Here is a 4,017-nt window from a genome sequence, read left to right as displayed (position 1 = left end):
TACCATGTCAATTAGTTATTAGAAATTCATGCAGAGAGAAGTAATAAAAATTCTCTCTTTTATTTTAGTAAAATATAAAGTAAATAAATTGGTAAAAAAACTAAAATATTATTGATTTTTTTACTAAAAGAGTTTATTATGTGGATGTAGAAAAATGAAACCGCTCAAATAAAAGAAGGAGAATCAAAATGAACCACGAAATCAACAGATTATTAAACTTTGCATTGCAAAAAGGTATGATCAGTAAAGATGATTTGTATTATGCCGCAAACATGATTCTAGATTTACTTCAGTTAGATGAATTCCAGCTAGAAGAAATCGATGAAAAATTAGAAACAGCTCAGGATATCATCGACACTATTCTTGACTATGCTGTAGAAAAAGGTATGATTTCAGATTCTGTCACTGAAAAAGATTTATTTGATACAAGACTCATGAATTGTCTTATGCCTCGTCCAAGCGAAGTCGTAAATAAGTTCAATACACTTTATGATCAATCTCCAGAAGATGCAACAAACTACTTCTATGATTTAAGTATAAGTAGTAACTATATTCGTAAATCACGTATTGATAAGAACATCAAGTTCAACCATTATGTGAAATATGGTGATATCCAGATCACTATCAACCTTTCTAAACCAGAAAAGGATCCAAAAGCGATTGCTGCTGCAAAGAACATCAAATCTACAAACTATCCTCTTTGCTTATTATGTAAAGAGAATGTTGGGTTTGCAGGTAATATGAAGCATCCTGCTAGACAGAATCATCGTATTATTCCACTAGATCTTGCAGGTCATCGCTACTACTTACAGTATTCACCTTATGTTTACTACAATGAACACTGTATCGTATTTAATGAAGAACATCAGCCAATGAAAATTGACCACAATACATTCGAGCATCTATTCGCATTTGTAGATAAGTTCCCTCATTATATGCTGGGAAGTAATGCTGATCTACCAATCGTAGGTGGTTCTATCCTTACCCATGATCACTACCAAGGCGGTCGTCATCATTTTCCTATGGAAGATGCGAAAGTTATCAAGAGTTATGAATACGATCATGTACAGATAGATATGCTGTATTGGCCATTGTCAACTCTAAGACTTACCTCTACTTCCAAAGAAAATATCATTGCTTTGGCTGATGTTATTCTTGAAAAATGGATTGATTATAGTGATGAATCACTCGATATCATTGCATATACAGATGGTGTAAGACATAACACAGTAACACCAATTGCCCGCAAGAAGGATGGTAAATATCAGTTAGATCTAGTGCTTAGAAATAACCGTACGACTGAAGAATATCCATTAGGAATCTTCCACCCTCATGCACAGCATCACCACATTAAGAAGGAAAACATCGGCTTAATTGAAGTAATGGGCTTAGCTGTTCTTCCTGCAAGATTAAAGAACGAATTAGAAGATATCAAACAGTGTCTATTGGGTAATGCGGATTTTGATTCAAATGAATCATTACAGAAGCATGCAGACTGGTACAAATATCTTAAGAGTTGTGACTACGAGGATGTTGATAAATTCCTAGAAGTAGAAGTCACTAAGAAGTTTGTAGCAGTATTAGAAGATGCTGGTGTATATAAAATGACTGATGAAGGAATTGAAGGATTCAGTCGCTTCGTGGAGGGCTTATGGTAGAAATTAAGAAAGAATTAGATGATGGCATTGTTGTCATCGGCTTAGAAAACAAGGACTTCTATGTAGAAGTCACAAACTTTGGCTGCACACTACTTAAAGCTGTAGTGAAGGACAAAGAAGGGAATCCATGTGATTGTGTATTAGGCTTCCCTGAAGTATCAGATTACCAGAAGAGAGATGGTACATATCTTGGTGCTTTGGTAGGACGAGTATGCAACCGTATTGAGAAGGGAACCTTCACATTAAATGGGAAGACTTATAATGTGCCTATTAATAATGGTCCTAACTCATTACATGGTGGTATTGAAGGATTCTCTTACAAGGCGTTTGATTATGAATTCATTGAAGATGGTGTGAAGTTCCACTATGTATCTAAAGATGGTGAAGAAGGTTATCCAGGTACATTAGATTTCTATGCTTATTACACAATTGAAGGTACATCACTTCGTATGCGTTATGAAGCAGTCAGTGATCAGGATACAATCATCAATATCACAAACCATTCATATTTCAACTTAAATGGACATGCATCAAGTGTTCATAATCATGTATTAAAACTTAATGCTGATGAAGTAGGTTGTGTTGATGGTGATGGCTTATATACAGGTGAATTATTGGATGTCACAAATACGCCGTTTGACTTTAGAAGTGAAAAAGTGATTGGAGACTGTATCAAAGACAATCATCCACAATTAATCACAGCACGTGGTTATGATCATCCTTTTGTATTCAATACAGACAAAAATCAGGCAGAACTTTATTCTCCAGAAACTGGAATTAAATTGACTGTATCAACAACATATCCAAGTGCACAGGTATATAGTGCCAACTATTTAGATGGACAGTTAGATAAATATGGATACACTATGCACTCGCAGGATGCATTATGCATTGAAACAAGTTATTTACCAGATAGTATTCATAAAGAGGAAAATCCAAAGGTCATCTTAAACGCAAATAAAAAATTTAAAGAAGAAACAGTATATGCATTCGAGGTAACAAAATGAAAGCAAGCTTATTAAAAGAAGAATTTAAAACAAATAAATATGATGAAATGTTGAAAGACTTATATGAAGATGCAAGTCTTGTAGTTTATCAGAAAAATAGATATGCAAAAGCGCTTGATAAGTTCATCGAACTTTATGGTGATGAAAATGTCAGCATCTATAGTGCAGCAGGTAGAAGTGAAATCTCAGGTAACCATACAGACCATCAGCATGGTTGTGTACTAGCAGGTTCTATCAATTTAGATGCGATTGGTGTAGTCGCTAGACAGGATGATGTCATCAATGTTGTATCTGATAGTTTTAATATTAAGCCAATTTATTTAAATGATTTAGATAAGAAGGATGAAGAAGAAGGTACTTCAGAAGGACTAATCAGAGGTGTTGTCTCTAAACTTAAAGAACTTGGCTACAATATTGGTGGTTTCAAGGCATTCATTACAAGTGATGTATTAGTAGGGGCTGGTTTATCTAGCTCAGCTGCTTTTGAAACAATCATTGGTACAATCATTGATGGTTTATATAATGATATGAGCATCGATATGGTCACTATCGCAAAAGTAGGTCAGTATGCTGAAAATGTCTATTTCGGTAAGCCTTGTGGATTAATGGACCAGTGTGCATGTGCTGTAGGTGGACTTATCTCTATCGATTTCAAGGATACAGAGCATCCTGTTGTAAATCATGTAGATGTAGACTTCTCTAAATATGATCATAGCTTATGTATCGTTGATACAAAGGGAAGCCATGCAGATTTAACAGATGCTTATGGTGCTATTCCTGCTGAAATGAAAGATGTCGCTCATTATTTTGGTAAGGAATTCTTAAGAGAAGTAGATGAAAAGGAATTCTTTGATCATATTGCTGATGTCAGAGCAGCCGTTAAGAATGATAGAGAAATTCTAAGAGCTATTCATTTCTTCAAGGAAAATGCTAGAGTACCTCAAATTGTAGAAGCATTAAATAATGATGACTTTGACTTATTCAAGAAGTTAATCAAGGAATCTGGTAACTCAAGCTATAAGTTCTTACAGAATGTTTATGCAGACTTTGATTATAAGCATCAGGCAGTTTCTGCAGGTCTAGCATTAAGTGAAATCGTATTAGGAGACCATGGTGTATCTAGAGTACATGGTGGTGGCTTCGCAGGTACAATTCAGGCATTTGTAGAAAATGATTTTGTCCCAGAATATAAGAAAGAAATTGAAAAATTATTTGGAGAAGGCAGCTGTCATGTACTTAAAGTAAGAAAACTTGGTGGTTGTAAAGTAGTGGAGGAATAAATATGAATGTATTAGTCACAGGTGGTGCAGGTTATATTGGTAGTCATGTCTGTGTAGAATTACTACAGAGCG

4 protein-coding genes are annotated in these 4,017 nt (G+C 34.9%); all 4 read left to right on the top strand.

The window, feature by feature from the left end:
- Positions 1 to 188: 188 nt before the first annotated feature.
- Positions 189 to 1,658, top strand: coding sequence for a UDP-glucose--hexose-1-phosphate uridylyltransferase (gene galT, locus QZQ55_RS10610; protein WP_295093159.1), 1,470 nt, complete (start codon positions 189 to 191; stop codon positions 1,656 to 1,658).
- Positions 1,652 to 2,665, top strand: a complete 1,014-nt coding sequence (locus tag QZQ55_RS10605; protein WP_295093157.1) for an aldose epimerase family protein — start codon at positions 1,652 to 1,654, stop codon at positions 2,663 to 2,665. The genes galT and QZQ55_RS10605 overlap by 7 nt, the downstream gene beginning before the upstream one ends.
- Complete coding sequence (locus QZQ55_RS10600) at positions 2,662 to 3,945, top strand: galactokinase family protein (RefSeq protein WP_295093155.1); 1,284 nt, start codon at positions 2,662 to 2,664, stop codon at positions 3,943 to 3,945. The genes QZQ55_RS10605 and QZQ55_RS10600 overlap by 4 nt, the downstream gene beginning before the upstream one ends.
- A gap of 2 nt (positions 3,946 to 3,947) precedes the next feature.
- Positions 3,948 to 4,017, top strand: a 70-nt coding sequence (locus QZQ55_RS10855) for an NAD-dependent epimerase/dehydratase family protein (protein ID WP_363128277.1), incomplete at its 3' end; no start/stop codon positions are given.

Source organism: uncultured Catenibacterium sp. (assembly GCF_900540665.1).
GTDB lineage: Bacteria > Bacillota_I > Bacilli_A > Erysipelotrichales > Coprobacillaceae > Catenibacterium.
This window is presented reverse-complemented; position numbering and strand designations above follow the sequence as displayed.

What these genes read in the sequence shown, in the direction of transcription:
- QZQ55_RS10605 (WP_295093157.1), top strand. Translation starts at nt 1,652, where the DNA reads ATGGTAGAAATTAAGAAAGAATTAGATGATGGCATTGTTGTCATCGGC.
- galT (WP_295093159.1), top strand. Translation starts at nt 189, where the DNA reads ATGAACCACGAAATCAACAGATTATTAAACTTTGCATTGCAAAAAGGT.
- QZQ55_RS10600 (WP_295093155.1), top strand. Translation starts at nt 2,662, where the DNA reads ATGAAAGCAAGCTTATTAAAAGAAGAATTTAAAACAAATAAATATGAT.